Here is a 25,990-nt window from a genome sequence, read left to right on the forward strand (position 1 = left end):
AACCAAGCGGAGGTAATGCCGTGGCACGTGAATTCGGTTCGGTCGGCGTGATCGGCCTGGGCACCATGGGGTCGGGGATCGCGGAGGTGCTCGCGCGCAGCGGGATCGCCGTGGTCGCCGTCGAGGTCGACGCGGAGGGGATCGAACGTGGCCGCGAGCATCTGAACCGCTCCACGCAGCGTGCGGTGGACAAGGAGAAGATCGACGCGCAGGGCAGGGAGGCGCTGCTCGGGCGGATCACCTGGACCGAATCGCTCGCCGATCTGGCCGGGGTGGACCTGGTCATCGAGGCGGTCCCGGAGAACCTGGAGCTGAAGTCCCGCATCTTCGCCGAGGTGGACGAGATCGTCGGCGCGGAGACCATCATCTGCTCGAACACCTCCTCGCTCTCGGTCACCGAGATCGGCGTGCACACCAAACGGCCCGGCAAGGTCGTCGGGATGCACTTCTTCAATCCGGCTCCGGTGCAGAAGCTCGTGGAGATCGTGCGCACCGTCGTCACCGAACCGGCGGTCATCGACGAGGTGGTCGCGTTCGCCGAGAAGCTGGGCAAGACCCCGGTCGTCGTCGGGGACCGCGCCGGATTCATCGCGAACGCGCTGCTTTTCGGGTACCTCAACCACGCGGTGACCATGTACGAGCAGAGCTACGCCAGCCGCGAGGATCTGGACGCGGCCATGCGGTACGGCTGCAACTACCCGATGGGTCCGCTGCAGCTGCTCGATCTCATCGGGCTGGACACCGCGTACGAGATCCTCGAATCGATGTACCGCCAGTCCCGCAACCGCTTGCACGCCCCGGCCCCGCTGCTCAAGCAGATGATCACCGCGGGTCTGTGCGGGCGCAAGACCGGGCGCGGTTTCTACAGCTATGACGGGCCGGATTCGCCGAACGTGGTCGCGGACGCCGAATCCGCGGCAGCCGCGATCGATACCGCGACCGCGCGCCCGATCCAGTCGGCGGGCGTGGTCGGCACCGGAACCATGGCCACCGGAATCGTCGAGGTGCTGGCGAAATCCGGGTACCCGGTGGTGCTTCGCGCGCGCAGCACGGAGAAGGCCGAGGCCGCGCGCGCGAAGGTGCGCAAATCCCTGGACAAGCAGGTGTCCAAGGGAAAGCTGGAGGAATCCGCGGCCGAGGAGATCATCGGCCGGATCACCCCCGCGGCGGAATTCTCCGCACTGTCGCAAGTGGACATCGTGATCGAGGCCGTCGCCGAGGAACTGCCGATCAAACAGGAAGTGTTCGCCGAGCTCGACAAGGTCGCCAAACCGGGCGCCATCCTCGCGACCACGACCTCCTCGCTTCCGGTCGTGGAGTGCGCCGCGGCGACCTCCCGGCCCGCGGATGTCATCGGCATGCACTTCTTCAACCCGGCCCCGGTGATGAAGCTCGTGGAGGTGGTGCGCACCATCGCCACCGACAGCGATGTGGTCGCGACCGTGCACGCCCTTTCCGAGAAGGTCCGCAAGCACCCGGTGCACTGCGCCGACCGGGCCGGGTTCATCACCAACGCGCTGCTTTTCCCGTATCTCAACGATGCGGTGAACATGCTCGAGGCGCACTACGCGACCGCGGACGACATCGACACCGCGATGAAGGTCGGTTGCGGGCTGCCGATGGGCCCGTTCGAACTGCTCGACGTGGTCGGGCTCGATGTCTCGCTGGCCATCGAGCGCACCCTGTACAACGAGTTCCGTGAGGCCGGATACTCCCCGGCCCCGCTGCTCGAGCACCTGGTCACCGCGGGCCGCCTCGGCCGTAAGACCGGAAACGGATTCCGTGCGTACTAAGGAAACTCCCGCCGTCCCGGTCGCCGAAGCGGTGGCCGGGATGGCGAAACGGTTCACCGAACTCGCGTTGTCCGCGCCGGACAAGGACGCCGCGGTGGCGGCGACCCCGGACTGGTCGGTGACCGATGTCCTCGGGCACGTCGCGATGGAGCCCGCGCGCTACCGCGCACTCGCCCTCGGCGGGGGCGAATGGCCTTCGCGGGTCGCGGATCTGCCCGCGTTCAACGCCGAGCAGGTGCGGACCCTGCCGACCAGGGACCGTGCCGACCTCGCCGGGATCCTGCGCGCGGACACCGATGCCCTGCTCGCCACGATCGCCGAATTCGGGGACCGGCCGCCGCTGATGAACTTCGACGGCGACCAGCGGGTGCGCGCCGATCTCGCGCTCGGCACCCTGCTCGGCGAATTCGTGGTGCACGGCCACGACATCGCGCGTTCGCTCGGTGAACCCTGGCCCATCGAACCCGCGCACGTGCCGATCATCATGGACGGGCTGCACCAGATTCTGCCCGGCTGGGCCAAACCCTCGGGCCACACCGCGAGCTATGCGCTGCGACTGCGCGGATTCGGCAGCTATACCTACGTTTTCCGGGATGGCGAACTGACCGTGGATCCGGCCGAACCGGGGCGGATCGATGTGCACCTGAGCCTCGAACCGGTGACCGCGCTGCTGCTCAACTACGGCCGGATCGGCCCGGTGAAACCGGCGCTGACCGGTAAAGCCCTTGTCTGGGGCCGGAAACCGTGGCTCGGTCCCGGCCTCGTCGGCCGGTTCCACAGTCCGTGAACTACGGGCGTTTCCGCGCCTCGATGAGGAACCGGCAGGACTCGGTGACAAAAGAGCCCTCGCGCTGAATGTGTTCGTGCATCCGGTGCAGGGTCTCCCGGTAGCGCTCGACGCTGAACTCGGGAACCGTCCAGACGACCTTGCGCAGGAAGTAGATCACCGCGCCGATATCGAAGAACTCGACCCGCAGCCGCTCGGTGCGCAGGTCGAGCACCTCGAGCCCGGCCTGTTCGGCGCCGTCACGCGCGTCCTCGGTGCGCCGGGCCCGATAGTGTTCGGCGGGCAGCTCGCCGAGGAAGTAGGCGCTGAGCCCGCTGAGGTTCTCCGGGCCGATCTGCTGGGAGAGGTAGCTGCCGCCGGGCCGGAGCACCCGCGCGATCTCGGCCCACCAGGTGGTCACCGGATGCCTGCTGGTCACCAGTTCGAAGGCGTTGTCCGCGAACGGCAGCGGCGGCTCGTCCTGATCGGCGACCACGGCGGCGCCGCGCGGATGCAGCCGCTCGGTCGCGCGGGCCAGGTTCGGCGGCCAGGCCTCGGTCGCCACCATCAGCGGCGGCAGGGTCTCGGCCTCGTCGAGTACTTCACCGCCCCCGGTCTGGATGTCCAGCGCCGAGGAGACCCCGGCCAGCCTGCGCGCCATCAGCCGGGCGTATCCCCAGGAGGGGCGCTGTTCGGTGGCCCGCCCGTCCAGCCAGGCGAAATCCCACCCGTCGACGGAGGCGGCCGCTGCCTCGTCGATCAGTTCCTCGAATGTGGCCATGTGGCTATTCTGGCAACCCCATCAACTCAATTCCGGGGCGAAGGTGGAATCCGCGGCACGCGTGCCCACGAAGGCATGTTCGGCACCCCGAACGCCGGTCCGGCACAGAACATCAGCCGCGTCGGATTTCCGGCCACCTGGGCCCGCCATGGCGCGAAAGTCATGCAGTGGAGGGAAAATCGGTCCAGCTGACCCTGCTCCGCGGTGCACGAGGACGGCAGCCTCGGCCGGGTGCTCAGCCGAAGGAACCGGCGGCGTAGGCCCGGTGCAGCGCGTCCCGCCAGTCCGGGAGCGGGGTGAGCCCGGCCGCGCGCCACGCGTCATCCCCGAGCACCGAGTAGGCGGGACGCGGGGTCGGGGACGGGAACTCCTCGGTGGTGCACGGCCGCACCCGGTCCGGATCGGCGCCCACCTCGGTGAAGATCGCCTTGGCGAAGCCACACCAGGTGGTCTGGCCGCTGCCCGAGGCATGCAGCACCTGCGGCAGCTCGCGCTCGCCCAGCGCGGCGGCGAGCTCCAGCAACCCGTCCGCGAGATCGGCCGACCAGGTCGGGGTGCCGTGCTGGTCGTCGACAACGGTGAGGGTCTCGCGCTCCCGCTGCAGGCGCAGCATGGTCTTGACGAAGTTGTGCCCGTGCGCGCCGTACACCCACGCGGTGCGCACCACGTGCCCGCCCGCGGCGAGCACGGCCTGTTCCCCGGCGAGCTTGCTGCGCCCGTACACCGAATTCGGCGCGGTCGGATCGGCAGGCTCGTAGGGGCGGTCCGCGTCCCCGCCGAACACGTAGTCGGTGGACACGTGGACGCAGGCGATGCCGAACTCCGCGCAGGCGTTCGCGATCAGTTCCGGCCCGCGCGCGTTCACCGCGAAGGCGGCGTCCACATCGGACTCCGCCTTGTCCACCGCGGTGTACGCGGCCGCGTTGAACAGCACCGAACCGCCCGCTCCGGCGAACTCGGCGAGCCGGGCCTTGACACTGGCTTCCTCGGTGATGTCCAGCTCGGCCGAGGAATAGGCCCAGTTCGTCGCGGTCTTGGCGGCCAGATCGCTGCCCAGCTGCCCGCGCGCCCCGGTGACCAGTACCTCGGTCATGCCTCGTCTCCTCGCCCGGTGCGCTCCTCGCTCGCCAGGGCTCGCTGCGATGCTCCCGCGCTCGTCGTCTTCGTGGTCATGCCAGCGCCGCCCGTTCCTTCAGCGGCTCCCACCACTCGCGGTTCTCGGTGTACCAGGCGACCGTCTCGGCGAGCCCCTTGTCGAAGGGCACCCGGGGCGCGTACCCGAGCTCGGCCGAGATCTTGCCGATGTCCACCGAGTAGCGCCGGTCGTGCGCCTTACGGTCCTCGACGGGCTGTACCGAGGACCAGTCGCGTCCGGTGGCCTCGAGCAGTTTCTCGGTGAGCTCCTTGTTCGTGAGCTCGGTTCCGCCGCCGATGTTGTAGATCTCTCCGGCCTTTCCGGCCTCGGCGACCAGCGAGATTCCGTAGCAGTGGTCGTCCACGTGCAGCCAGTCGCGTACGTTCAGCCCGTCGCCGTAGAGCGGGACCTGTTTCCCGTCGAGCAGGTTCGTCACGAACAGCGGGATGACCTTCTCCGGGAACTGGTACGGCCCGTAGTTGTTGGAGCAGCGGGTCACGCAGACCGGGAGCCCGTGGGTGATCGCGTAGGACCGGGCGAGCAGGTCCGAGCTGGCCTTGGACGCGGAGTAGGGCGAGTTGGGCTCGAGGATGTGGTCCTCGCGCCAGGAACCGGACTCGATGGTGCCGTACACCTCGTCGGTGGACACGTGCACGAACTTGCCGACCCCGGCGTCCAGCGCGGCCTGCAGCAGGGTCTGGGTGCCGACCACATTGGTGAGCACGAATTCCGCGGAGCCCGCGATGGAGCGGTCCACGTGGGATTCGGCGGCGAAGTGCACCACGAGGTCGACCCCGTGCATCAGCTCGGCCACCTCCTCGGCCTCGCAGATGTCGCCGTGCACGAACCGCAGCCGGTCACTGTCCCGGACCGGGTCGAGGTTCTCCTCGTTGCCCGCGTAGGTGAGCTTGTCGAGCACGATCACCTCGGCACCGGAGAAGGCCGGGTACGCGCCGTTGAGCACCTGGCGGGTGAAGTGCGAGCCGATGAAGCCTGCGCCGCCGGTGACGAGAATTCGAGACACTGCGTTCACCGCACCAGTCTCGCACGCCACGTTCGGGTCATCCTCGGGAGACCGCCGTGGTTGGCGCATGTGCGCAGCGCGACGCAGACTAGACTCGCGGCAGCCGAGAGGGAGACGAGTGGGCGATCCAACGAAACCGGCCGACGGGGCGGAACGGGCGTTCAAGCCGACGCCGTACCCGCGCGCGACCAATGCACCCCTGCCCGCGGCCCCGCAGCGGCCGCGGACCAAAGCACAACGGGTGCGTAACGGCGTCAAGGTCGGGTTGATCGTGCTCTCCGTGGTCGCGCTCGTGGGGACCGGCGTCGCCTGGGGCGTGGTGAACTGGTTCCGGGGCAACACGAACACCGCCGATGTGCTCTCCACCAAGGGCGAGGGCCCGAGCGCGGACGACGGGGCCGAGGACATCCTGCTGGTCGGCAGCGACAGCCGCACCGATATCCAGGGCAATCCGCTGCCACTCGATGTGCTCAAGCGGCTGCGCACCGAGGCGACCGACGGGGTCAACACCGACACCATGATGCTGCTGCGGATCCCGCGCGGCGGCGGGAAGGCGAAGGCGATCTCCATTCCGCGGGACACCTACGTGAACGTCCCCGGCCAGGGCGCGGAGAAGATCAACGCCGCCTATGGGCACACCGCCGAGCAGGAGATGGCCGAACTGCGGGCGAAGGGGGAGAGCGGCCCGGACGTCGAGCGCAAATCGCGCCAGGCGGGCGCGCGCAAGCTCGTGCAGGCCGTGCAGGGGCTGACCGGCGCGCACATCGACCACTACGCCGAGGTCAACCTCTACGGTTTCTACCTGCTCACCAATGCCGTCGGCGGGGTTCCGGTCTGCCTCAAGCACGCGACCAAGGACAAGGACTCCGGGGCGGACTTCACCGCGGGCTGGCAGACGGTCAGCGGTGGCCAGGCGCTGTCCTTCGTGCGCCAGCGCAAGAACCTGCCGCACGGTGACCTCGACCGGATCAAGCGCCAGCAGGTGTTCCTCGCCTCCGCCGCCAACCAGGTGCTCTCCGCGGGCACCCTCACCGATCCGGCCAAGCTCTCCGGGCTGGTGGACACGGTGCGCAAGGCGATGCTGTTCGACAACGACTTCGACATCACCCAGTTCGTCCAGCAGGCGCAAGGGCTCGCCGGGGGCAATGTCGACTTCGCCACCATTCCCGTCGAGGCGGTCGGCGCGCGCAACGAACGCGGGCAGAGCATCATCAAGGTCGACACCGGGGCGGTGCACCGTTTCGTCGCGGACATCTTCACCCAGCAGACGCCGAAACCGCAGGGCAGGCCGGCGCCTCCGGGACGGACCGCGCCCGCGGCCGCGATGGCGGAGCTGAACAGCCCGAAGTGCGTGGACTGATCCAGCGGTCGCCCCAGCCCCGGGCGGAACTTCTCGCCGGCGCCCATGCCCGTTCAACTCCGGTCGAGTTCACGGCGTGCTCTAAGCTCGTCGTGATGGGCATTACCGAATCCGTGCTGGTCCCGCTGCTGCGCACGGAAGCAGCGCGGCCGTTGATCACGCACTACGACGATGAACTGGGCAGCAGGGTCGAGCTCTCCGTGGCGACCACCGCGAACTGGGCGGCGAAGACGGCGAACTGGCTGCGCGAGGAGACCGAACTGGAGCCGGGTGATCCGGTCGGGTTCGCCCTGCCGCCGCACTGGCAAACGCTTGGCATCCTGTTCGGTATCTGGTGGTGCGGCGGGGATGTGCGCACCGAGGCGCCGGGTGCCCCGATCGCGTTCCTCCCCGAGGGCGGCGCTGTCGATGGGGGTTCGGACCCGGAACTGATCGCCGAGGTCAGCCTGCATCCCATGGGGCTCGGGCTCAGCGGTGAACCGGCCGGCGGGGCCGTCGATTTCGTCGAGGACGCCCGGTTGCACGGGGACGACTTCGTGGCGATCGATCCGGCGGGCCCGGACACGGCCGCGCTCGCCGGGCAACCGGTCGCCACGGTGCTCGAACGGGCCAGGGAACGGGCGAGCGAACTCGGGATCGAGCGCGGCACCAGGGTGCTTTCCACCGCGGACTGGACGATTCCGGACGGACTGGTGGATGTGCTCGCCGTGTTCGCGGCCGGTGGCGCCCTCGTCCAGTGCACCAATGCCGATCCGGCCAAGCTGGAAGAGCGCGCGAACACCGAGCGGTGCACGCTACTGTTGCCGGCATGACCTGGTCGACCTACGGGGTGTTCCTGCTCGCCGTGCTGCTCGGTGCCATGGTTCCCGGGCCGACGACCGCGCTCGTGATCCGGCGCAGTGCGTTGCGCGGCACCGGTTCCACGGTGCCCATGGTCGCCGGGATGGAGCTCGGCCTCGTCGCCTGGGTGATCGCGGCCGCGCTCGGGGTGACCGCGCTGCTTTCGGCGAGCGAGCTGGCCTACACCGTGCTGCGCATCGCGGGCGCACTGTTCCTGATCTACCTGGGTATCCAGGCCTGGCTGGCCGCGCGGCGGATCGATGGGGACGCCGAACTCGGCGCGGGTGCCAGTGAGCGCGCGACCGCGTGGCGGGCCTTCGGGACCGGACTGGTCACCAACATCGCCAACCCGAAGATCGCCGCGTTCACCTTCGCCTTCTACCCGCAGTTCCTGCCGGAGGGGAGCGATCTGCTGCCCGCGACCTGCCTGCTCGCGGTCTCGCACATGATCGTGGACGCCGCCTGGTTCCTCGGCCTGGCCATGTTCGTCGGGCGGGCGCGGCGGTTCTTCCAGCGCGCGAAGATCCGCAAGCGGCTGGAGCGCACGACCGGAACCGTGATGATCGGGCTCGGCAGCGGGATGGCCGCGGACAAGCTGTAACCAGCCGGTTACGCACGCGAGAGAGACGACCACGGTTCGTAACTCGTCGAGCACTCTCGTGCAATACGGCGGCGATGGAATGGCGGACGTCAGCAACCCCGAATGAAAGGTTCTCTCATGACCAGCATTGTTGGCCTGCTCGACCAGATCCTCGCCATCATCGGTATTCACTGACGAAGGACCGACGCGGGTTCGGGGCGCGGGCATCGACCCGCGCCCCGCCCGCGTAGAACTACGCATACCGAACGCGGGGAATCACCGATGCCGGGTGCCCGGGTTTCCCGGCAGAGTTCCGGTATGTCGAACACGATCAGCTCGAACAACACCACGAATGCCTTCTTCGCGCAGGCGGCGGTCTCGTTCGCCGTCGCCCTGGTCGCGGTCACCGTCGGGGTGATCTTCCTCCCGGTCAGCGGCTGGGTGCGCGGTTTCCTCAGTATCGGCGTGCTCTACACCGTGACCTCCGCGTTCACCCTCGCCAAGTGCGTGCGGGACCGCCAGCAGGAAACCCAGCTGATCAGCAGGGTGGACCAGGCGCGGATGGAGAAGTACCTCGCCGAGCACGATCCGCTGAAGCAGCCCTGAATCGCCGCTCAGTCGAACAGATCCGGATCCGCCTTCGCCCAGTCCTGTTCCCAGCTCTGCGGGGCCTGCTCGACCAGCTGTCCCGGCTCGAGCCATTCGTAGAGCTCCGCATAGCTGCGCACGGTGAACGGATCGATTCGCCTGGTCAGCAGGTGCGGGCCGAGCTCGTCCGGCCGGTGCGCGCCGAGCGAGGCCATGATGCGCAGGCAGGACTCGACCGTGGAGCGCTGATAGTTGTGCACCCGCTCGGCCTTGTCCTCGACGTGCAGCGCCCGGGTCCGGCGCGGATCCTGGGTGGCCACCCCGGTCGGGCAGGTGTTGGTGTGGCAGCGCTGCGCCTGGATGCAGCCGACCGCGAACATCATGGCCCGCGCCGCGTTCGTGTAGTCCGCGCCCGCAGCCATCCGCTTGACCATGTCCGCCCCGGTCGCGACCTTCCCGCTCGCCCCGATCCGGATCCGGTCCCGCAGCCCGGAACCCACCAGCGCGTTGTGCACGGTGAGCAGTCCCTCGGTGAGCGGAAGTCCGATGTGGTCGGTGAATTCCAGTGGCGCGGCACCGGTTCCGCCCTCGGCCCCGTCCACGATGATGAAGTCCGGGGTGACCCCCTCGGCCAGCATCGCCTTGCACACCGCGAGAAACTGCCTGCGCGAGCCGACGCACAGCTTGAATCCGGTCGGTTTGCCGTCCGCGAGCTCCCGCATCCGCGCCACGAAGGCCACCAGTTCCCGTGGTGTGGAGAAGGTGCGGTGATAGGGCGGGGAGATCACGGTTTCGCCCTGGGTGACCTCACGGACCCGGGCGATCTCCGCGTTCACCTTGTCCCCGGGGAGCACTCCGCCGATACCCGGTTTCGCGCCCTGGGACAGTTTCAGCGACACACACTTCACCGATTCGGTCGCCGCTTTTTCCGCGAATTTCGCCTCGTCGAATCCGCCGTCCGGGGTACGGCAACCGAAATAACCGGTGCCGATTTCCCAGATCAGATCGCCGCCGTGGCGCAGATGATGATCGGAAAGGCCGCCCTCCCCGGTATCGTGCGCGAAACCGCCGAGCGCCGCGCCCTTGTTCAGCGCCAGGATCGCATTCGTGGAAAGCGAACCGAAACTCATCGCGGAGACATTGAGCAGCGCCATATCGTAGGGCTTCGTGCAGTCCGGACCGCCGACCCGAACCTTCGGCGGTTCGCTTTCCTGTGGGACAGGGGCCATCGAATGCACGAAAGACTCATGGCCGAGCGCATAGACATCGCGCTCCGTGCCGAACGCCGCCTCGTCTCCGTCGCCCTTGGCCCGTTCGTAGACCAGGGTGCGGACATCCCGGTCGTAGGGACGGCCATCGTAATTGCGCTCGATGAAGTACTGCTGCAGTTCCGGGCGCAGTTCCTCCATCAGAAAACGCAAATGTCCGAGTACGGGGTAATTGCGCAGAATGGAATGGTGTCGCTGGCTCACATCGTGGACCGCGGTCACGGCGAGCGCGAGCAGCGGCAGGGTGAGGAAAAGCCACCACGGGGAGACGAGAACGGGAAGGGAAACAGAGGCGAGTCCAATGACCGCGAGCCCGCCCACGACAAGCATTCGGATCACCCGTTCACCGTAGACTCCGCGATCACAGCGCGAGCATGCGGGCCAGCACGACGCGGATCTCGGCGGGTTTCACTGCGCGTAGCCGGATATCGGTTGCCAGGTGAGCAGGATCAGCATGCAGAACAGGGCCCCGAGCGGTGCGACGATCAGCGCGCTCACCGCGATGATCTTGATGACGTGCACCTCACGGGCGATCTGGGTGAGCAGCATCCTGATCTGCCAGTCCTCGGACGCGGGGACATTCTCGGTTTCGGACATACCCGCCTATCGCGCGGCGGCGGCCCGGCGTTGCGCGATCAGCGCGACCTGCCGGACGAGCCTGCCTTCATACCGATGAGACTGGCCAGCACGCCGATCAGCCCCAACCCGGCGACGCAGTAGCCGAAAAGCGCCATGATGCCGCCCCCGATATCGGTCGGCGTGCCGAACTTGCCCACCCCGCCGATCGCGAACGCGTAGTACAGCACGACGAGCAGCACGCCTACGGCGAGCACGGCTGCCGAGAACCGCAGCCAGCTCCGTGCACTCGACCGGTGGTCACCCATTGTCGCAGCCTAAAGCACCGAGCGTGGACCGCGCGAGGACGCCGTATCCGATTGGACGCCGTTCGCTGCGAAGATCAGCCCTTGAGCAGCGAACGGGCCATCACCATGCGCTGGATCTGGTTGGTGCCCTCGTAGATCTGGGTGATCTTGGCGTCCCGCATCATGCGCTCGACGGGGAAGTCCCTGGTGTAGCCGGCCCCGCCGAAGAGCTGCACGGCGTCGGTGGTGACCGACATCGCGACGTCGGAGGCGTAGCACTTCGCCGCGCTGGCAAGGAATCCGGCGCGCTGGTCGCCGCGTTCGGTTGCGGCGGCGGAGGTGTAGACCATGCCGCGCGCGGCCTCGGTCTTCATGGCCATATCGGCGAGCATGAATTGCAGGCCCTGGAATTCCCCGATGGCTTTGCCGAACTGTTTGCGTTCCTTGACGTAGGCGACGGCCTGGTCGAGCGCGCCCTGGGCGATCCCGATGGCCTGGGCGCCGATGGTGGGCCTGGTGTGGTCGAGGGTGCGCAGCGCGGTCTTGAGCCCGGTCCCCGGCTCGCCGATGATCCGGTCTCCGGGGATCACGCAGTTCTCGAAGTAGATCTCCCGGGTGGGGGAGCCTTTGATGCCGAGTTTGCGTTCCTTGGGCCCGACGGAGAATCCGGGGTCGTCTTTGTGCACGACGAAGGCGGAGATGCCGTTGGCCTTCTTCTCGGCGTCCGGATCACTGACCGCCATGACGGTGTACCAGGTGGATTCGCCCGCGTTGGTTATCCAGCATTTGGTGCCGTTGAGCACCCAGTTGTCGCCGTCGCGGCGCGCGGTGGTGCGCATGGAGGCGGTGTCCGATCCCGCTTCCCGCTCGGAGAGCGCGTAGGAGGCGGTGGCCTCGCCGTTCGCGATGGAGGGCAGCACCTGCTTTTTCAGTTCCTCGGACGCGGAGAGCAGGATGGGCTGGGTGCCGAGTTTGTTCACCGCGGGGATGAGCGAGGAGGAGGCGCAGACCCTGGCGACCTCTTCGATCACGATGCACGCGGAGACGGCATCGGCCCCCTGGCCGTCGTAGGGCTCAGGGATGTGCACCGCGTTGAACCCGGCCTTGGCGAGCGCGGCCTCGGCCTCGGTGGGGTAGCGCGAGTCCTCGTCCACCTCGGCGGCGTGCGGTGCGATCTCCTTCTCGGCGAGTGCGCGGACCGCCTCGCGGAGCGCGTCGTGTTCCTCACCGAGCTGGTAAAGGCCATAGTTCTGTTCCACGTGTGGCACCTCCACGCGCTATGTTAGCGCTCGTTTACCTGTTCCGTCTCGATGCTGTCACGCAGCGCACGATCCTTCTGCTCGACAAGCGCCTCGAGCTCGGCCTGGAAGGCGCTCATCCGGGTGCGCAGTCCCTGGTCGGTCGCGGCGAGGATGCGCACCGCGAGCAGCCCGGCGTTGCGGGCCCCGCCGATGGAAACGGTGGCCACCGGCACCCCGGAGGGCATCTGCACGATGGACAGCAGCGAGTCCATCCCGTCCAGGTGTTTGAGCGGGACCGGGACCCCGATCACCGGCAGCGGGGTGGCCGCGGCGACCATGCCCGGCAGGTGCGCCGCCCCGCCGGCGCCCGCGATGATCACGCTGATCCCGCGGTCGGCGGCCGAACGCGCGTAGTCGAGCATCTTGTTCGGGGTGCGGTGTGCGGAGACCACGCCGACCTCGTGCTCCACGCCGAACTCACGCAGTGCCTCGGCGGCTGCGGACAGGGTGGGCCAGTCGGAATCGCTGCCCATGATCAAACCAACGCGCATGTGGTGCTCTCTCCTTGCTCAGTGAATCGAGAATCCGTCCGGCCAGCGCCCGGTGCCGAGGAATTCGGCGGCCAGCTCGGCCTCGGCGCGCAGCGGGTTCATCCGCTCGCCGAGCATGGTGACGTGCCCGAGTTTGCGCCCTGGCCGCTCGGCCTTGCCGTACCAGTGCACCTTGGCGCCGGGGAACCGGGCGAACAGGTGGTGCATCCGCTCGTCGATGCGCAGGCCGGGTTCGCTGCCGCCGAGCACATTGCCCATGACCACGGCGGGTGCGAGGGGTTCGGTGCGCCCGAGCGGGTAGTCGAGCACCGCGCGCAGGTGCTGCTCGAACTGGGAGGTGCGGGCGCCGTCGATGCTCCAGTGCCCGGAGTTGTGCGGGCGCATGGCGAGCTCGTTCACCAGTACCCCGGTGTTCGTCTCGAACAGTTCGACCGCGAGCACCCCGACCACGCCGAGCTCTTCGGCGATCCGGATGGCCAGTTGCTGGGCATCGGCTGCCAGCTGTTCGGAGAGGCCGGGCGCGGGAGCGAGCACTTCGACGCAGATTCCGTCCCGTTGCACGGTTTCCACCACCGGCCACGCGGCGGCCTGGCCGAACGGGGAGCGGGCGACCATCGCGGAGAGTTCGCGGCGCATCTCGACGTGCTGCTCGACCATCAGCGGGGTGCCCGCCTGAAGCAGCTCGCGCACCAGCACGCTCGCCTCTTCCGGAGAACCGAGCAGCCACACCCCGCGCCCGTCGTAGCCGCCGCGGATGGCCTTGGCCACGACCGGCCAGCCGTGCTCCGCGCCGAAGGCCAGCACCTCGCCGACCTCGTGCACCTCGGTGAAGGCGGGGACCGCGATATCCCGCGCGGCCAGTTCGGTGCGCATGACCAGCTTGTCCTGGGCGTGCCGCAGCGCGTTCGAGCCCGGGTACACGGTGTATCCCTCGGCCTCGAGCGCGCGCAGGTGCTCGCCGGGCACGTGCTCGTGGTCGAAGGTGACCACGGTGCACTCCTGCGCGAACGCGCGCAGGGCCTCGAGGTCGGTGTGCTTGCCGAGCCGCACATCCGGGGTGACCACGGCGGCCGACTCGTCCTCGGCGATGGAGAGTATGTGCAGTGACTGGCCGAGCGCGATCGCGGCCTGGTGGGTCATGCGCGCCAGCTGCCCGCCGCCGACCATGCCGACCACGGGCAGTCCGATCGGCGAGCTCATGACTGCTCGTCCCGGAACGCGGCGAGGGCGTCGTGGGTCTTCGAGGCGAGGAACTTGGTCACCTCGTACTCGGCGACCCCGGCGAACGGGTCCCGCGCGAGCGCCGCGTCGAGTTCGGTCCTCGGAATGGAGGCGAACAGCAGCACCCCGCCGAGCCGCGGTTCCTGGCGGCCGGAGGCGAGCAGGCGCTCGGACGCGTACTGCTCCTCGAGCCAGGCGACGTGTTCGGACAACCTGGCGTCGATCTCGGTCAGATCGGCGGGGTAGGTGAGCTTGACGACGTACATACCCAGAAGCCTAACCGGCGCGTTACACTGCCCGTATGCAGTGTTCGCAGCGTATGAGTGCGTGGTGGGCCGCCTGACGGCGGCCGAGTCGAACACGCGATGGAAACGGCCGCCCAGGGGGCGGCCGTTCTGCGTTTTCCGGTGGCTCCTCGGGCGGCGAGAACCGACAAGGAGCAAGGCATGATCCGCTTTTCCGGCGCAACCCCGTCCGGCCGGGTGCATCTCGGCAACTACCTCGGTGCGATCCAGCACTGGGCGGACCGCGCCGAATACGACGGCGACCTCTATTTCGTCTCCGATCTGCACGCGATGACCAAGCGGTACAGCCCGGCGCAGCTACGCGTGCTGACCAGGGAACTGCACGCCACGCTGATCGCCTCGGGTATTCCCGCGGACCGGATCTTCGTGCAGTCCGATCTGCTCGCCGAACACGCCTCGCTGTCCTGGATCCTGGAGTGTGTGTGCACCTTCGGCGAGGCGCGGCGGATGACGCAGTTCAAGGAGAAGTCGAAGGGGGAGAACGGGGTCCGGCTGGGCCTGCTCACCTATCCGACGCTGATGGCCGCCGACATCCTGTTGCACGGCGCGCAGGAGGTCCCGGTCGGGGACGATCAGCGCCAGCACGTGGAGCTGGCCCGCTCACTCGCGCGGCGGTTCAACACCGAGTACGGCGAGGTGTTCACGGTCCCGCGCGCGGTGACCCCGCCGGTCGGGGCGCGGATCATGGATCTCGCCGAACCGAGCCGCAAGATGGCGAAATCCAGCGCCGAAGCGGTGGGCACCATATTCCTGCGCGATGAACCCGAAATCATCGAGCGCAAGATTTCCCGGGCAGTCACGGATTCTTCCGGAATTGTTCGTTACGCTCCAGAAGAGCAACCGGGAGTAACGAATCTGGTGGATATTCTGGCGACCATTCGCAGGGAAAACCCCAGGGAGCTCGCGGAGTCGATAACCGGCTACGCCGAACTCAAACGAATGGTGACCGATGCCGTTCTGGATCGGCTCCGGCCCATTCGCAAGACGGTCGAGGAGCTACTCGCCGATCAGGCCGAACTGGACCGGTTGCGGGCCAATGCCGCCGAACTCGCGGCCGAACGCGCCCGGCCGCGGTTGCATGCCGCAATGCAACTTGCAGGAATCGGCTGAGTGGTTCGGGGTCGGTCAGTTGCGCTTCGGTATCTGGCCGATCCCTCCGCATTGTTTGCAGGCATTGCCGTTACGATCCATGCCGCTTCCGTGGCAGCTCGAACATTCTTCCATCTCGAAAGCGATCATGGGAACAGGAAATCGCATGGCAGGAGTATCGGCAATCCGCTGTCTGAGGGAAACGTCCCCGGTCGGTACGGAAACGTGATCTTCTCCTCTTGTCATCGCTCGCTCTCTCGGATCGTGCGCAGCCCGGTGATCAGGATATGCAGGCTGTACCGGAAGTCGTCCGCCTGGGCCGATCCCTCCCGGTGGCGCTCGAGCAGGCTACGCGCAAGCACTGGATAAGGGAAGGTTTCCTCGGTGATCAGCGCGTGTTCCTCGGCCTGGGTGCCACGGGTCTGATCCTCGACCGCGCGCCCGAGTACGAAGTGGATGATCGCGCCCGAGGCCCGGGATGCGTCGGAGAGCGGAAAACCCGCCCGGTGCAGGGTTTCGGTGACCAGCTCGGCGAACTCGCCGAGCGCTCGGGCGCGGATCAGGTCCGCCCCCGAAGCGATGCGTGCGCCATCGCGGACGCCGAGCAGGCCCTGCCACAGGGTTTCCGCCGCCTCGGCGAGCCAGGACCACCACGGTTGCCCGCGATGCCCGGCGTGCAACGGTGCCAGCACCGGGCCGAGCAGCTGGTCGGTCATCTCGTCGAGCAGTGCGCGCTTGTTCGGGAAATGCCAGTACAGTGCGGGAGCCTTGACGCCGAGCTCGGTCGCGAGCCTGCGCACCGTGAGCTTATCCAACCCCTCGGAGTCCAGTAGCCGCAAGGCGATCTGGGCGGCGTACTTCCTGTCAATTGGCAAGCCCCGGCTCCTCTCGGCTGGATCGACAGCCTAACAAAGCCGATTCATGGTTTAATCTCTTTAACAAGTTAAGGAGATGATCGTGGACGCGGATGTGCTCATCGTCGGTGCTGGGCCGGTAGGACTGTTGCTGGCGGCGGAACTCCGGCTCGGCGGCGCGGAGGTAGTCGTACTGGAAAGATCGGTGAAGCCCAATGCGGAGAAGCGGGCGCGGGCGATCGGTCCGCTGGCCTTCGAAGCGCTGTGCCGCCGCGGCCTCGGCCCGCAAATCGCCGAACACACCGGGATCGGGCTCGCCGATCTCCTGCGTGATCATGGCGGCACGCTCCGGCATTTCGCCTGGATCTTCAAGATCGAGGAGGTGCCGGGACGCGCGGGTGCGCCGATCTGGCAGCCGGATCTGGAACGGATTCTGCGGGAGTACGCGCGCGGGCTCGGGGTGGTGGTGCACTGGGGGACCGAGGTCGAGACGGTTGTGCCGGATGTCGCTGGGGTCACCGCGGGCGCGGCCGGAAACCAGTGGCGGGCCCGCTATCTGGTCGGTTGCGACGGCGGGCGCAGCACGGTGCGCGGGCTCGCCGGATTCGCGTTCCCGGGAACCGAACCGAGCATGATCACCAGGGTGACCGAGGTGGATCCGGAAAAGCTCGGAGAACTCCCGGAGGCCGGGGACTATCCGGGCGGCAAACTGATGCACGGCGGAACACTGCTCGGCACCACGGAGTTCGGCACCGGCACCGACGGTCCACTCACGACGGAGGAGCTGCGCGCCAGTATCCACCGGGTCACCGGGGCGGATGTGGGGATCACCGAACTGCGCGAGCCGCGGAAGTTCACCGATCGCGCGCGCCAGGCGAGCACTTATCGCAACGGCCGGGTGCTGCTGGCCGGGGACGCAGCACATGTGCACTCGCCCAACGGCGGACAGGGGCTCAACCTCGGCCTTGTCGACGCGGTGAACCTCGGCTGGAAGCTCGCCTCGGTGAGCGCCGCGAACATGGGGGAGGAACTGCTGGACAGCTACACGAGCGAACGCCACCCCGCCGGTGCCGCGGTGCTGCGCAACACGCGGGCCCAGTCCGCCTTGCTGGCCCACGGCGAACACATCGGCGCACTGCGCGAACTCCTCGCCGAACTGATGGATCTGCCCGAGGTGAACCGGTATTTCTGGCGGTTGCTCACCGGAACCGGGGACCGCTACGAATTCCCTTATCCGGCAAGCCATCCGCGCACCGGGTTCGCCTGCGGTGACCTGGAACTGGACGGCCGTCCGGTCACCGAGTTCACCGCGGACGGCGCGGCCGTGCTCGCGGTGCCGCGCGGTACCGCGGTATCCGTGCCGGACCGGGTTCGGGTGCTCGAGCTCGCCGCGCCCATCGAGGAGGACCTGAGCGGGGTGCTGATCCGCCCGGACGGCACCATCGCCTGGGCGTGCGCGGGGGAGGGCACCGAGGGGCTCGCGGTCGCGCTGCGCACCTGGTTCGGCGAATGAACTCACGTTTCGCGGTTCGGCGTCGTCTACTGGGTGTGCTACCGATGCTGGAGTCCTACGAATACCGGAGTCCTACCACATGAAGGCGTTCGAAGAGATCGTCGCCGAACACGGCGCGACCGTGCTCCGGGTGTGCCGGGCTGTGCTCGGGCACGCCGATGCGGAGGACGCCGCCGCTGAGACGTTCCTCGCCGCGCTCAAGGCGTATCCCGAACTTCCGGAGACCGCCAATGTGCAGGCGTGGCTGGTCACGATCGCGCACCGGAAGGCGGTCGATGCCACCCGCGCGGCGAAGCGCAGAGCGGTCACCGTGCCCGAACCGCCGGAGCGCCACTCCGGGATCGGGCGCCCGGAACAGGTCGATCCGGATCTGTGGTCGGCGCTCGGCGAGCTCTCGCTGACTCAGCGGGCCGCCGTCGCCTATCACTATCTGGCCGGCCTGCCGTACAAGGAGATCGCCGAGATCACCGGGAGCACCACCGCGGCCGTGCGCAGAGCGGCGGCGGACGGGGTGCGGAAACTCCGCACGAGCTATCCGAGGGAGTGCGAATGATGACCGCGGACAAGGACATCGCCGGCATGCTCGCCGGGGACGAGACCGAGGCACTGGCCCGGCTGCGTGCCCGGCTCGCCGAACAGGCCGCGAGCGCGGGCGTGCTGGACATCGCCTACCGCACGCACGACACCCCGGTCGGGCGGCTGCTGCTCGCCGCGACCGAGGCCGGTGTGCTGCGGGTGGCCTATGAACGTGAGGAACACGAACGGGTGCTGGCGAGCCTCGCCGACACGGTGAGCCCGCGCATCCTGCACGCACCGGGCAGACTGGACCGGCTCGCCACCGAACTCGACGAGTACTTCACCGGAAAGCGCAGGAGTTTCGATGTGCCGCTGGATTTGCGGCTGAGCAAGGGATTCCGCCGTGAGGTGCTCGGTCACCTACGGGACATCGGCTACGGGGAGACCGCGAGCTATGCGGGAATAGCGGCCGCCGCGGGCAGTCCGCGTGCGGTGCGCGCGGCCGGTTCCGCCTGCGCGACGAACCCGATCCCGGTCGTGCTGCCCTGCCATCGGGTGCTGCGTTCGGATGGATCGCTTTCCGGGTACGTGGGCGGAGTCGAAGCGAAACGGAAACTACTCGAACTGGAGGCGGCGTGAACACCGGCGCGAACACCTACGAGAAACGCGTGGCCGCAGCGGACTGGTCCGCGGTGCACCGCGAGGTCGACGAGTACGGCTGCGCCCTGTTGCCCCGGCTGCTCACCGAAACCGAATGCGCGAGCCTGGCCGAGCTCTATCCCGAACCCGAACATTTCCGGTCCACCATCGATATGCGCAGGCACCGGTTCGGCGAAGGGGAGTACCATTACTTCGCCGAACCGTTCCCGGAGCCGATCGCCCGGCTGCGCGAGGCGCTGTACCCGCGGTTGCTGCCGATCGCACGGGACTGGGCGCAGCGGCTCGGCAGGCAGGCCGAATGGCCGGACACCCTCGCCGAATGGCTGGAGATCTGCCATGCGGCAGGGCAACGTCGGCCGACCCCGATCCTGCTGCGCTATGCCGAGGGCGGGTGGAACGCGCTGCACCGGGATCTGTACGGGGACAAGGTTTTCCCGCTGCAGGTGGTGATCAACCTGAGCAATCCGGGCGTGGACCACACCGGTGGGGAGTTCCTGCTCGTCGAGCAGCGGATGCGGGCCCAGTCACGGGGCACGGCCACCCTGATCCCGCAGGGGCACGGGCTCGTGTTCACCACGAGGGACCGCCCGGTGCGCTCGGCGCGTGGCTGGTCGGCAGCGCAGGTGCGGCACGGGGTGTCCGCGGTGCGCAGCGGTATGCGCTACACCCTTGGCCTGGTCTTTCACGACGCCGCCTGACCCGGCTCCCCGGCGATCGCGTGCACCGCAGGCGCCGCGATCCGGCGGTAGTCCTCGGTGGCCAGGGCGAGGGAACGGTCCAGGCGCGCGGCGTTGAAGAAGATCTCCTCGTGCTCGAACAGTGCGGGGTCCGCGACGAGTTCGAGTTCATCGGTGAACGTCAGCGGCAGGATGGTGCCGCTGACGCTGCCGGAGAGCCGTTCGGCCGTCTCGTTGTCGGCGAATCCCGCGTAGCGCCCGTGGTAGAACGCCTTCAGCGCGGCCAGGTCCACGCGGGTGTCCCCGGGAACCACGGCGAGCGCGTACTTTCGCGTCTTCTTGTCCACCTTGATCAGGACGACGACGCATTTGGCCGCCTGGCACACCGGATGCCCGCGCAGTTCGCTGACCGGTTCCGTCCGGCCCTCCGGCGCGTGGTCGATCGTCCGGTACCTGGCGCCGTGCTCGTCCAGCAGCCCGATCAGTCGCTCGTACGTACCGACACTCACGTTCGCTCACCAATCGTCGTGGAGGGTTTGCTTGATTTCCCGGATCCGGTCCTCATCGCGCCGGTAGAACACCCACTGCTTGATGCGCTTCGCCCGGAGCAGCCCGGCCGCGGTCAGTACCTTCAGGTGTTCGCCCGCGGTCGGCTGGCTGACCTCCAGCTTCCGCGCGATCAGCACCCCGCAGACACCGTCGGTCAGCAGATCCCCGTCGACCTGCGGGGGAAAGTGCGCGACCGGGTCGCGCAGCCACTCCAGAATCCGCAGCCGCCGCTCGCTGGCCAGCGCCTTGAGAACCTCGACCTCCATCAATTAGGGAGTTTGCTAATTGCCTGATCGGTTGTCAAGGTCCGGGTGCCCCGGTGCCGCACAGGCACGTGCGACCGGGAGGGGCACCGGCTCCCCTCTAGGATCGGCGGTGTGCGAGACCGCGAGCGCCCCGACCTTCCCCTGGTGCTTCGCGCGCCATTCGGTCTCGGTCTGCTCGGTGTGGCCACGAGCGCGGCCGGGGTGCTCACCATCGGTCTGCTCGCCTGGCTCAACGGTGCCCCGGAGCGGTTCGGCAGGCATGTCGGGCTGCTCGCCACCGTGGGCATGGGGCTGACCGCTTTCGCGTTCGTCGTCGGTATCGGGGCGAGCACCGCGCTGCAGCGGCGGGCGATCGGCCCACTGCGTGAGGGCGGGGAACTCACCGCGGTGCAGGCGGCTGCCGTGTACCGCTTGCCCGCCAGGATGATGATGATCTCCGGGGCGCTCTGGTTGCTGGCCGTCGCCGTGATGAGCGTGCTGATGTTCAGCCTGCTCGCCTACACCGACGCGGCGACCGGGGTCGCGTTCATCGCGCTCGGCGGGATCGCCACGACCGCCTACGCCTATCTCGCGACCGAGCGGCTGCTGCGCCCGGTGATGAGCCGGGTGCTCGAGTCGTACCAGGCGCGCAGGGGAACGGTACTGGGCAGGCTCGCGGTGACCTGGGTGCTCTCCGGAGGGGTTCCGCTCGTCTCGGTGGTCATCGCCCTCTCCTACACCCGCTCGAGCCAGGACGAGCGGATCCGCGTGGTGTTCGTGCTCGCCGGGATCGGGGTGTTCCTCGGGATCGCGAGCACGGTGCTGCTCGCCCGCTCGGTCGGGCTTCCGCTGCGCCGGATGCGGACCGCGCTCGAACGCATCGCCAGGGACGATTTCGACGCCCGGGTGGAGGTCAACAACACCACCGAGATCGGGCTGATGCAGGCCTCGGTGAACGATCTGGCCCGCGGGCTGCGCGAACGCGAGCGCATGCGGGACCTGTTCGAGCGCCATGTCGGGGATTCGGTCGTGGACCACGCGATGTCCGTCGGCGCCTCGCTCACCGGGGAACTCACCGAGGTGGTGGCGCTGTTCGTGGATGTCATCGGCTCCACCGAACTGGCCTACGCCCTGCCCACCGAGGACTTCGTGGCCAAGCTCAACCGGCTGCTCGGCGGCGTGGTCGCCGAGATCGACCGGGAGGGCGGGCTGGTCAACAAGTTCGAGGGGGACGCGACGCTGTGCATTTTCGGCGCCCCGGTGCACCACGCCGATCCGGCGAGCGCCGCACTGCGGGCCGCGCGCCGGATCCGGGACTCGGTCGCCGAGGCAGGGGAACTGGATGTGGGGATCGGGATCGCGGCCGGGCGGGTGTTCGCCGGTCAGCTGGGCACCAGGAGCAGGCTGGAGTACACCGTCATCGGGGACGCGGTGAACGAGGCCGCGCGGCTCACCGAGGAGGCGAAGGCGCTGCCCGGGCGGGTGCTCGCCAGCGAATCGGTGATCGAACAGAGCAGCACGGGTGAGCGGGAGCGCTGGTCCGAGCACGCGCGCCTGGAACTGCGCGGGCGCGCGGACGAGACACTGTGCTTCACGAGTTCGCGCTGAGCCGCGTCGTCAGCAGAGCTGGCGCAGTACCGACAGCCCGGCGGCGATCAGCGGATGTTCGGCCGCGCCCCTGCGGGTCACCGTCAGCAGCGGCCTGCTGGGTGCGGGATCGGCGAGCGGGGTGCGCACCACGGCCGGTTCCGCGGGCAGCCGCACCAGCCTCGGCAGCAGCGCGATGCCGAGACCGCGGCCGACGAGCCCGGCGACCGCGCTCCATTCCAGCACCTCGTGGGCGATGTCCGGGCTGAACCCCGCGGTCCCGCACAGTGCGAGGATGGCCCGGCGGTAGGCCGTCTCCGGCATCGCGAGCACCCACTGTTCGCGCGCCAGATCGGTCAGCCGCACCCCGTCCGCCCCGGCGAGCGGGTGCTCCGGGGCGGTGAGCAGGTCGTAGCGGTCCTCGAGCAGCGGGAGGATCTCGAATCCGGGGTCCTCGAGCGGCGGGGTCTCCGGGGTCGCCATGGTCACCGCGAGGTCCACCGCACCGCGGAAGAGCAGGTCGAAGCAGGCGGGCGGCTCGGCCTCGATGATGCGCACCCGGACATCCGGCCAGCGTTGCCGCATGGTGACCGCGGCGGGCGCGAGCAGGGCCGAGATCGTCGAGGTCATGCTGGCGACCCGCAACTCGCCGCTCGGTGGTGCGTCCGCCTGCAGCCGGGCCCGCGCCAGCTCCCAGCGCTGTTCCATCTCCTCGGCGTGGCGCACCAGCTCTCGTGCCGCCGGGGTCAGGTACACGTGCCGCCCGTGTGGTTCGAGCAGGGTGACGCCCAGATCCTTGCCGAGCTGGCGCACCTGCTGGGAGGCCGCCGAGGGAGTCAGGTACAGCGCCTGCGCCGCGGCGGTGAGCGTGCCGTATTCGGCGAGGGCGCGCAGCACGCGCAGTCGGCGCAAGTCGATCATCGACTGCCGATTCTAAACGGAACCGTTCAGAAATCGAACCTGGTCACAGCGGGTTCGCGGCGGAAGACTCAGCCGTCGTGTCTTGGTCGATCGCGCTTCTCATCGTCGTTTCGGGTCTCGCTGCCGGTATCTCGGGGACGGTCACCGGCCTCGGCTCGGTGTTCTCCTATCCGGCCCTGCTCGCTGCCGGGATTCCACCGGCAGCGGCGAACGTGACCAATACCTTCTCTCTCGCCATCGGCACCGTGGCCGCGGTACCGAGCTCCCGGCGCGAGCTCGCGGGGCAGTGGGGCAGCGCGCGCACGCTCGGGCTCGCCTGCATGTTCGGCAGCGCGGTCGGTGCGGCCCTTGTGCTGCTCACCCCGTCCGGCACGTTCGAGCGAGTGGTGCCGTTCCTGGTGGGTGGCGCGTCCCTGGCGATCCTGGCGCCCCGGCCCGCGGTGCACCGGGTGCGCACCTGGCCGGCCGTGCTCGGCGTGTTCGCGGTCGGGGTGTACGGCGGCTATTTCGCGGCCGCCGCCGGGACGCTCGTGCTCGCCGTACTGCTCGCGACGCGCAGCGGCAGCCTCCTCCGGCTGAACGCGCTCAAGAACCTGCTCACCCTGATCGCCGATGTGGTCGCCGCGGTGGCCTTCGCGCTGTTCGGGCACATCGTGTGGCTCGCCGTGCCACCGCTGGTGTTCGGCCTGCTCATCGGCTCCTGGTTGGGCCCGGCGATCGCCCGCCTGCTGCCCGAGCGGCTGTTGCGTTACGGCATCGCGATCGCCGGGGTGGGGCTCGCCGTGAAGCTGGGGCTCGACGCGTTCGGATAGGAGTGTGTCCGGGAGCGTCCAGCCGCTGTGCTTTCTGCGGTGATCGCGCGCCTTCGCCGTGGATTCTCGCGCTGACCGGCGCGGTAGGACACGGAGTTCCCAGATGTGCGCCAAGGCTTGTGTTCCACCTGTTCGGTGGTGTCTACTACTGCTCTGGCGCCGTTCGGCGTGGCTTCTGGAATACCACCCGCGGTACCGTGCGCCCAGCGAGCCTCTATCACGTAACCCTGGGTAAAGTGAAGACCTTTGTCGCCCTCATCACCTGGTTGTTTTTGTTCCCCCTGGTAGCGCGGCTGTGTGTGAATCGTGTTTCTGAAATTCCGAGCAGGTTTCTGTTAGCTTCGGCTGGCGAGTCGGAGAGCGGTCCCCGGCAGTGTGCGAAAAAGACGCGCATCGCCAGGTGGGCTATTTAGGGACTGGTGACAAGGGTGAGCGATGGGAGTGGCGATACCGCGGGTGTCGTCATAGCCGAGCCGACGGTCGCCGATGGTGCCGAGTTGTGGCGGATCGCCCGCGATTCAGGCAAACTCGACCTCAATTCCTCGTACGCGTATTTGCTCTGGGCGCGAGATTTCTCCGCTACCTCCGCGGTGGCACGGGTGGACGGTGCGATTGCCGGATTCGTTCTCGGATATCGGCGGCCCGCTGCGCCGGAAGCCCTGTTGATCTGGCAGGTTGCCGTCAACTCGAGGGCGCGTGGGCGGGGTGTTGCCGGGAAGATGCTCGATCATCTCGTGCAGCGTCTTGCGCCCGAGGTCTCGCATCTGGAGACAACGGTAACCCCGGACAATGCGGCATCCATCGCATTGTTCGATTCCTTCGCGAAGCGTTGGTCGGCCGATATGGAAACCAAAGAGCTATTCGCCTCGGCACAGTTCCCGGATGAGCACGAACCGGAGAACTTGTACAGAATCGGTCCGCTCGTAGGGCGTTAGCCACATTCGTTTGCGATGGCGCATGCGATGCGTATCCGAGAAAGCAGATGACAAAGAAATGAATATTTTCGAAACGTTTGAATCCGAAGTCCGCAGCTACAGCCGCGGCTGGCCGGTTATTTTCGATCGTGCGAAGGGTAGTTATCTGTACGAGGAGGACGGCAAGCCCTACCTCGACTTCTTCGCGGGTGCCGGTGCGCTGAACTACGGGCACAACAACCCGATCCTCAAGGAAGCGCTGCTCGAGTACATCTCCCGGGACGGCGTCACGCACGCCCTGGACATGGGCACCGTTGCCAAGCGGGAATTCCTCGAGTCGTTCAGCGAGCGGATCCTCAAACCGCGTAACCTGGACTACAAGGTGCAGTTCCCCGGGCCGACGGGGGCGAACGCGGTGGAGGCCGCGCTCAAGCTGGCCCGCAAGATCACCGGCAAGGAAGCGATCGTGAACTTCACGAACGCCTTCCACGGCATGACCCTCGGCGCGCTCTCGGTCACCGGTAACTCGATGAAGCGCGGTGGGGCGGGTATTCCGCTCGTGCACTCCACGCCGATGCCGTACGACAACTACTTCGACGGGACCACCCCGGACTTCCTGTTCTTCGAGCGGCTGCTCGAGGACTCCGGCAGCGGGCTCAACGAACCGGGCGCGGTGATCGTGGAGACCGTGCAGGGCGAGGGCGGGATCAACGCCGCGCGCATCGAATGGCTGCAGGGCCTCGCCGAGCTGTGCCAGAAGCACGGGATGCTGCTGATCGTCGACGACGTGCAGATGGGCAACGGCCGCACCGGTCCGTTCTTCTCCTTCGAGCATGCCGGGATCACCCCGGACATCGTGACCGTCTCCAAGTCCATCGGCGGCTACGGACTGCCCATGGCGCTGACCCTGTTCAAGTCCGAGCACGACGTGTGGGGCCCCGGCGAGCACAACGGGACCTTCCGCGGCAACAGCCCGGCCTTCGTCACCGCGGCCAAGGCGCTGGAGACCTACTGGGCCGACGACGAGTTGCAGCGTTCCACCCTGGCCAAGGGGGAGCGGCTGGCCGCCGCGCTGGGCACCCTCGCCGAGGAGAACGCCGAGGCCGGACTCCTGGTCAAGGGGCGTGGGCTGGCGCGCGGGCTGCAGTTCCCGAGCGGTGATCTCGCGGCGAAGGTGTGCGCGAGCGCGTTCGAGCGCGGCCTGCTCATGGAGACCTCCGGGCCCTCGGACGAGGTCGTCAAGCAGCTCCCGCCGCTGACGCTTTCCGAGGAAGAACTGGAGCAGGGAATCGCGATCATCTCCGAGGCCGTACGCTCCGTCATGGGCTGAACGAAAG

At 68.2% G+C, this 25,990-nt stretch carries 29 protein-coding genes; 15 read left to right on the forward strand and 14 right to left on the reverse strand.

Going from position 1 to position 25,990, the window contains the following annotated elements; all coding sequences use genetic code 11:
- The first annotated feature begins 20 nt into the window (after positions 1 to 20).
- Both AD72_RS02120 and AD72_RS02125 read left to right on the forward strand, forming a co-directional pair.
- The gene (locus AD72_RS02120; protein WP_031464632.1) at positions 21 to 1,793 is read left to right on the forward strand and encodes a 3-hydroxyacyl-CoA dehydrogenase family protein; all 1,773 of its coding nucleotides are present in this window, start codon (positions 21 to 23) and stop codon (positions 1,791 to 1,793) included.
- On the forward strand, positions 1,783 to 2,580 hold the full coding sequence (locus AD72_RS02125) for a maleylpyruvate isomerase N-terminal domain-containing protein (RefSeq protein WP_231644708.1): 798 nt from the start codon (positions 1,783 to 1,785) through the stop codon (positions 2,578 to 2,580). Before AD72_RS02120 ends, AD72_RS02125 begins: the two co-directional genes overlap by 11 nt.
- A 1-nt stretch (position 2,581) precedes the next feature.
- Here AD72_RS02125 and AD72_RS02130 read toward each other — a convergent pair whose 3' ends face one another.
- The 3 genes from AD72_RS02130 to rfbB all read right to left on the reverse strand — a co-directional run bounded on the left by AD72_RS02130 (position 2,582) and on the right by rfbB (position 5,508).
- A complete protein-coding gene (locus tag AD72_RS02130; protein ID WP_031464634.1) occupies positions 2,582 to 3,340 on the reverse strand; it encodes a class I SAM-dependent methyltransferase in 759 nt (252 codons plus the stop codon).
- Positions 3,341 to 3,575: 235 nt separating this feature from the next.
- Entirely contained in the window at positions 3,576 to 4,433 is an 858-nt protein-coding gene (gene rfbD / locus AD72_RS02135; protein ID WP_031464635.1) for a dTDP-4-dehydrorhamnose reductase, read from the reverse strand.
- A 76-nt stretch (positions 4,434 to 4,509) separates the two neighbouring features.
- Positions 4,510 to 5,508, reverse strand: coding sequence for a dTDP-glucose 4,6-dehydratase (gene rfbB / locus AD72_RS02140; RefSeq protein WP_031464636.1), 999 nt, complete (start codon positions 5,506 to 5,508; stop codon positions 4,510 to 4,512).
- Positions 5,509 to 5,617: 109 nt separating this feature from the next.
- Here rfbB and AD72_RS02145 point away from each other — a divergent pair, with 109 nt between their 5' ends.
- From AD72_RS02145 to AD72_RS02160, 4 genes are all read left to right on the forward strand, one after another.
- Positions 5,618 to 6,859, forward strand: a complete 1,242-nt coding sequence (locus tag AD72_RS02145) for an LCP family protein (RefSeq protein WP_063890698.1) — start codon at positions 5,618 to 5,620, stop codon at positions 6,857 to 6,859.
- 95 nt (positions 6,860 to 6,954) lie between these two features.
- Complete coding sequence (locus AD72_RS02150; RefSeq protein WP_031464638.1) at positions 6,955 to 7,671, forward strand: TIGR03089 family protein; 717 nt, start codon at positions 6,955 to 6,957, stop codon at positions 7,669 to 7,671.
- Positions 7,668 to 8,300: a LysE family translocator gene (locus AD72_RS02155; RefSeq protein WP_031464639.1), complete on the forward strand. Its 633-nt coding sequence runs from the start codon at positions 7,668 to 7,670 to the stop codon at positions 8,298 to 8,300. Before AD72_RS02150 ends, AD72_RS02155 begins: the two co-directional genes overlap by 4 nt.
- A gap of 297 nt (positions 8,301 to 8,597) precedes the next feature.
- Positions 8,598 to 8,885 (forward strand): YiaA/YiaB family inner membrane protein, encoded by a 288-nt coding sequence (locus tag AD72_RS02160; protein ID WP_031464640.1) that lies wholly within the window; start codon positions 8,598 to 8,600, stop codon positions 8,883 to 8,885.
- Positions 8,886 to 8,893: 8 nt separating this feature from the next.
- Here the strand turns inward: AD72_RS02160 and AD72_RS02165 are convergent, their stop codons facing one another.
- The 7 genes from AD72_RS02165 to AD72_RS02195 form a co-directional block, all read right to left on the reverse strand.
- Positions 8,894 to 10,465: an FMN-binding glutamate synthase family protein gene (locus AD72_RS02165; RefSeq protein ID WP_156365019.1), complete on the reverse strand. Its 1,572-nt coding sequence runs from the start codon at positions 10,463 to 10,465 to the stop codon at positions 8,894 to 8,896.
- Positions 10,466 to 10,543: 78 nt separating this feature from the next.
- Positions 10,544 to 10,732 carry a hypothetical protein gene (locus AD72_RS02170; protein WP_031464642.1) on the reverse strand — a complete coding sequence of 63 codons (189 nt, stop codon included), beginning with the start codon at positions 10,730 to 10,732 and terminating at the stop codon, positions 10,544 to 10,546.
- A 38-nt stretch (positions 10,733 to 10,770) separates the two neighbouring features.
- Positions 10,771 to 11,019 carry a hypothetical protein gene (locus AD72_RS02175; protein WP_031464643.1) on the reverse strand — a complete coding sequence of 83 codons (249 nt, stop codon included), beginning with the start codon at positions 11,017 to 11,019 and terminating at the stop codon, positions 10,771 to 10,773.
- A gap of 74 nt (positions 11,020 to 11,093) precedes the next feature.
- A complete protein-coding gene (locus AD72_RS02180; protein ID WP_031464644.1) occupies positions 11,094 to 12,257 on the reverse strand; it encodes an acyl-CoA dehydrogenase family protein in 1,164 nt (387 codons plus the stop codon).
- A 23-nt stretch (positions 12,258 to 12,280) separates the two neighbouring features.
- Positions 12,281 to 12,790 carry a 5-(carboxyamino)imidazole ribonucleotide mutase gene (gene purE / locus AD72_RS02185; protein WP_031464645.1) on the reverse strand — a complete coding sequence of 170 codons (510 nt, stop codon included), beginning with the start codon at positions 12,788 to 12,790 and terminating at the stop codon, positions 12,281 to 12,283.
- An 18-nt stretch (positions 12,791 to 12,808) separates the two neighbouring features.
- Complete coding sequence (locus tag AD72_RS02190; protein ID WP_031464646.1) at positions 12,809 to 13,990, reverse strand: 5-(carboxyamino)imidazole ribonucleotide synthase; 1,182 nt, start codon at positions 13,988 to 13,990, stop codon at positions 12,809 to 12,811.
- On the reverse strand, positions 13,987 to 14,277 hold the full coding sequence (locus AD72_RS02195) for a YciI family protein (RefSeq protein ID WP_031464647.1): 291 nt from the start codon (positions 14,275 to 14,277) through the stop codon (positions 13,987 to 13,989). The genes AD72_RS02190 and AD72_RS02195 overlap by 4 nt, the downstream gene beginning before the upstream one ends.
- Positions 14,278 to 14,457: 180 nt before the next feature.
- Here AD72_RS02195 and trpS point away from each other — a divergent pair, with 180 nt between their 5' ends.
- Positions 14,458 to 15,426 (forward strand): tryptophan--tRNA ligase, encoded by a 969-nt coding sequence (gene trpS, locus AD72_RS02200; RefSeq protein WP_031464648.1) that lies wholly within the window; start codon positions 14,458 to 14,460, stop codon positions 15,424 to 15,426.
- Positions 15,427 to 15,647: 221 nt separating this feature from the next.
- Here trpS and AD72_RS02205 read toward each other — a convergent pair whose 3' ends face one another.
- Positions 15,648 to 16,280: a TetR family transcriptional regulator gene (locus tag AD72_RS02205; protein WP_031464649.1), complete on the reverse strand. Its 633-nt coding sequence runs from the start codon at positions 16,278 to 16,280 to the stop codon at positions 15,648 to 15,650.
- A gap of 82 nt (positions 16,281 to 16,362) precedes the next feature.
- Here AD72_RS02205 and AD72_RS02210 point away from each other — a divergent pair, with 82 nt between their 5' ends.
- The 4 genes from AD72_RS02210 (at position 16,363) to AD72_RS02225 (ending at position 19,646) form a co-directional block, all read left to right on the forward strand.
- Complete coding sequence (locus AD72_RS02210; protein ID WP_031464650.1) at positions 16,363 to 17,772, forward strand: FAD-dependent monooxygenase; 1,410 nt, start codon at positions 16,363 to 16,365, stop codon at positions 17,770 to 17,772.
- Between the two features lie 79 nt (positions 17,773 to 17,851).
- Positions 17,852 to 18,325 carry an RNA polymerase sigma factor gene (locus tag AD72_RS02215; RefSeq protein ID WP_031464651.1) on the forward strand — a complete coding sequence of 158 codons (474 nt, stop codon included), beginning with the start codon at positions 17,852 to 17,854 and terminating at the stop codon, positions 18,323 to 18,325.
- Positions 18,325 to 18,927 (forward strand): methylated-DNA--[protein]-cysteine S-methyltransferase, encoded by a 603-nt coding sequence (locus AD72_RS02220; protein ID WP_051897740.1) that lies wholly within the window; start codon positions 18,325 to 18,327, stop codon positions 18,925 to 18,927. The genes AD72_RS02215 and AD72_RS02220 overlap by 1 nt, the downstream gene beginning before the upstream one ends.
- Positions 18,924 to 19,646, forward strand: coding sequence for a 2OG-Fe(II) oxygenase (locus tag AD72_RS02225; protein ID WP_031464653.1), 723 nt, complete (start codon positions 18,924 to 18,926; stop codon positions 19,644 to 19,646). The genes AD72_RS02220 and AD72_RS02225 overlap by 4 nt, the downstream gene beginning before the upstream one ends.
- Here AD72_RS02225 and AD72_RS02230 read toward each other — a convergent pair.
- A complete protein-coding gene (locus AD72_RS02230) occupies positions 19,631 to 20,134 on the reverse strand; it encodes a YbaK/EbsC family protein (protein ID WP_031464654.1) in 504 nt (167 codons plus the stop codon). The genes AD72_RS02225 and AD72_RS02230 overlap by 16 nt on opposite strands.
- A gap of 6 nt (positions 20,135 to 20,140) precedes the next feature.
- Entirely contained in the window at positions 20,141 to 20,440 is a 300-nt protein-coding gene (locus tag AD72_RS02235; protein ID WP_031464655.1) for an ArsR/SmtB family transcription factor, read from the reverse strand.
- A gap of 111 nt (positions 20,441 to 20,551) precedes the next feature.
- Between AD72_RS02235 and AD72_RS02240 the strand changes: the two genes are divergently transcribed.
- Positions 20,552 to 22,027, forward strand: a complete 1,476-nt coding sequence (locus AD72_RS02240; RefSeq protein WP_037344624.1) for an adenylate/guanylate cyclase domain-containing protein — start codon at positions 20,552 to 20,554, stop codon at positions 22,025 to 22,027.
- A 9-nt stretch (positions 22,028 to 22,036) separates the two neighbouring features.
- Here AD72_RS02240 and AD72_RS02245 read toward each other — a convergent pair whose 3' ends face one another.
- Positions 22,037 to 22,927 carry a LysR family transcriptional regulator gene (locus AD72_RS02245; protein ID WP_031464657.1) on the reverse strand — a complete coding sequence of 297 codons (891 nt, stop codon included), beginning with the start codon at positions 22,925 to 22,927 and terminating at the stop codon, positions 22,037 to 22,039.
- 77 nt (positions 22,928 to 23,004) lie between these two features.
- Here AD72_RS02245 and AD72_RS02250 point away from each other — a divergent pair, with 77 nt between their 5' ends.
- The 3 genes from AD72_RS02250 (at position 23,005) to ectB (ending at position 25,983) form a co-directional block, all read left to right on the forward strand.
- Positions 23,005 to 23,739, forward strand: coding sequence for a sulfite exporter TauE/SafE family protein (locus AD72_RS02250; RefSeq protein ID WP_031464658.1), 735 nt, complete (start codon positions 23,005 to 23,007; stop codon positions 23,737 to 23,739).
- A 428-nt stretch (positions 23,740 to 24,167) separates the two neighbouring features.
- The gene (gene ectA / locus AD72_RS02255; RefSeq protein ID WP_031464659.1) at positions 24,168 to 24,674 is read left to right on the forward strand and encodes a diaminobutyrate acetyltransferase; all 507 of its coding nucleotides are present in this window, start codon (positions 24,168 to 24,170) and stop codon (positions 24,672 to 24,674) included.
- Between the two features lie 58 nt (positions 24,675 to 24,732).
- Complete coding sequence (gene ectB, locus AD72_RS02260; RefSeq protein WP_031464660.1) at positions 24,733 to 25,983, forward strand: diaminobutyrate--2-oxoglutarate transaminase; 1,251 nt, start codon at positions 24,733 to 24,735, stop codon at positions 25,981 to 25,983.
- Positions 25,984 to 25,990: the final 7 nt, after the last annotated feature.

The organism is Sciscionella sediminilitoris, assembly GCF_000737195.2.
Lineage (GTDB): Bacteria > Actinomycetota > Actinomycetes > Mycobacteriales > Pseudonocardiaceae > Sciscionella > Sciscionella sediminilitoris.

Excerpts from the sequence above, each read along its gene's own strand:
- AD72_RS02130 (WP_031464634.1), bottom strand. The coding sequence starts at position 3,340 with ATGGCCACATTCGAGGAACTGATCGACGAGGCAGCGGCCGCCTCCGTC.
- rfbD (WP_031464635.1), bottom strand. The coding sequence starts at position 4,433 with ATGACCGAGGTACTGGTCACCGGGGCGCGCGGGCAGCTGGGCAGCGAT.
- AD72_RS02150 (WP_031464638.1), top strand. The coding sequence starts at position 6,955 with ATGGGCATTACCGAATCCGTGCTGGTCCCGCTGCTGCGCACGGAAGCA.
- AD72_RS02155 (WP_031464639.1), top strand. The coding sequence starts at position 7,668 with ATGACCTGGTCGACCTACGGGGTGTTCCTGCTCGCCGTGCTGCTCGGT.
- AD72_RS02160 (WP_031464640.1), top strand. The coding sequence starts at position 8,598 with ATGTCGAACACGATCAGCTCGAACAACACCACGAATGCCTTCTTCGCG.
- AD72_RS02165 (WP_156365019.1), bottom strand. The coding sequence starts at position 10,465 with ATGCTTGTCGTGGGCGGGCTCGCGGTCATTGGACTCGCCTCTGTTTCC.
- AD72_RS02170 (WP_031464642.1), bottom strand. The coding sequence starts at position 10,732 with ATGTCCGAAACCGAGAATGTCCCCGCGTCCGAGGACTGGCAGATCAGG.
- AD72_RS02175 (WP_031464643.1), bottom strand. The coding sequence starts at position 11,019 with ATGGGTGACCACCGGTCGAGTGCACGGAGCTGGCTGCGGTTCTCGGCA.
- purE (WP_031464645.1), bottom strand. The coding sequence starts at position 12,790 with ATGCGCGTTGGTTTGATCATGGGCAGCGATTCCGACTGGCCCACCCTG.
- AD72_RS02190 (WP_031464646.1), bottom strand. The coding sequence starts at position 13,990 with ATGAGCTCGCCGATCGGACTGCCCGTGGTCGGCATGGTCGGCGGCGGG.
- AD72_RS02195 (WP_031464647.1), bottom strand. The coding sequence starts at position 14,277 with ATGTACGTCGTCAAGCTCACCTACCCCGCCGATCTGACCGAGATCGAC.
- trpS (WP_031464648.1), top strand. The coding sequence starts at position 14,458 with ATGATCCGCTTTTCCGGCGCAACCCCGTCCGGCCGGGTGCATCTCGGC.
- AD72_RS02215 (WP_031464651.1), top strand. The coding sequence starts at position 17,852 with ATGAAGGCGTTCGAAGAGATCGTCGCCGAACACGGCGCGACCGTGCTC.
- AD72_RS02220 (WP_051897740.1), top strand. The coding sequence starts at position 18,325 with ATGACCGCGGACAAGGACATCGCCGGCATGCTCGCCGGGGACGAGACC.
- AD72_RS02235 (WP_031464655.1), bottom strand. The coding sequence starts at position 20,440 with ATGGAGGTCGAGGTTCTCAAGGCGCTGGCCAGCGAGCGGCGGCTGCGG.
- AD72_RS02245 (WP_031464657.1), bottom strand. The coding sequence starts at position 22,927 with ATGATCGACTTGCGCCGACTGCGCGTGCTGCGCGCCCTCGCCGAATAC.
- ectB (WP_031464660.1), top strand. The coding sequence starts at position 24,733 with ATGAATATTTTCGAAACGTTTGAATCCGAAGTCCGCAGCTACAGCCGC.